A 1,600-nucleotide genomic window follows, 5' to 3' on the forward strand; every position below is an offset into this window, starting at 1 on the left:
CAACCTGTCACGCGGCCGGACGGAATCGCCCGCTCAACGAAATGAGAACCCATGCACAGACGTGGATTCAGCCGCAGGCATCTGTCAGTGGCGCTCGTGGCCCTGGTCGCCTCGGCGGCCACCCTCGTCGTCGACCCGGCTCAGGCAGCCACCACCGGCGCCGTGCGCGGCACGGGATCCGGACGGTGTCTCGACGTTCCGGGCGCCAGCCAGACCAACGGCACGACCCTGCAGATCTGGGACTGCTGGAACGGCACGAACCAGCAGTGGACGGCGACCGACGACAAGCAGCTGACCGTGTACGGCGACAAGTGCCTGGATTCTCCCGGCCACGCCACCGCACCCGGCACCAAGCCGGTGATCTGGAGCTGTACGGGCGGTGCGAACCAGCAGTGGCGGGTGAACTCCGACGGCACGATCGTCGGCGTGGAATCCGGGCTGTGCCTGGCCACCACGGGCTCCGGTACGGCCAACGGCACGGCGCTCGAGATCGCGACGTGCAACGGCGGCAGCAACCAGAAGTGGACCGGCCTGGCATCGACCGGCAGCACGTGTTCCCTGCCGTCGACGTACCGGTGGACCTCGACCGGCGCCCTGGCTCAGCCGTCGAACGGTTGGTCCTCGCTGAAGGACTTCACCACCGTGACCTACAACGGCAAGCACGTGGTCTACGGGACGAACTACTCGACGTCGTCGGGGTCGTGGGGTTCGGCGGGGTTCGCCCCCTTCACCAACTGGTCGGACATGGCGTCTGCCGCCCAGACCGGCATGAGCCAGTCCGCGGTGGCGCCCACGCTGTTCTACTTCGCGCCCAAGAACATCTGGGTGCTGGCCTCCCAGTGGAGCGGCGGCTGGGCCTTCAACTACCGCACCTCCAGCGACCCCACCAACCCGGGCGGCTGGTCCGCGCCGCAGCCGCTGTTCACCGGGACCCTCCCCCGCACCGAGTCCGGCACCGGACCGATCGACCAGACCCTGATCGCCGACGCCCAGAACATGTACCTGTTCTTCGCCGGTGACAACGGCAAGATCTACAAGGCGACGATGCCGATCGGGAACTTCCCGGGCAGCTTCGGCTCCTCGTACACCACGGTCATGAGCGACACGACCGACAACCTCTTCGAGGCGCCCCAGGTCTACAAGGTCAAGGACCAGAACCAGTACCTCATGATCGTCGAGGCGAAGACGACCGGCAACGTGCGCTACTTCCGCTCGTTCACCGCCTCCGGTCTGAACGGTTCGTGGACTCCGCAGGCCACCAGCGAGAGCAGCCCCTTCGCGGGCAAGGCCAACAGCGGCGCCACCTGGACCAACGACATCAGCCACGGTGACCTGGTCCGCGACAACCCCGACCAGACCATGACCATCGACCCCTGCAACCTTCGGTTCCTCTACCAGGGCCAGGCCCCCAACCCGCCGCAGGGCACCCCCTACGAGCAGCTGCCCTACCGGCCCGGCGTTCTCACCCTGCAGCGCTGATCGGTGCGCCCGTGATCACCGGTCCGTGACCGTGCCGGCGCGGCCCGGGCGCGGACCTCTGTGAGGAGTTCCCGCTGGCGCGCCTCAGGGGAGAGGCCGCGCAGACGCGCCTGGAGTCCGG

The 1,600-nt window shown here is 68.1% G+C and carries 1 protein-coding gene; it reads left to right on the forward strand.

The genetic code is table 11. The annotated features are described in order from the left end of the window. Nucleotides 1-51 precede the first annotated feature (51 nt). Entirely contained in the window at nucleotides 52-1,479 is a 1,428-nt protein-coding gene (locus tag ABT300_RS43875) for a non-reducing end alpha-L-arabinofuranosidase family hydrolase (RefSeq protein ID WP_351688734.1), read from the forward strand. The last annotated feature ends 121 nt before the right edge of the window (nucleotides 1,480-1,600 follow it).

It is taken from the genome of Streptomyces sp. NPDC001027, assembly GCF_040299045.1.
Classification (GTDB): Bacteria; Actinomycetota; Actinomycetes; order Streptomycetales; family Streptomycetaceae; genus Streptomyces.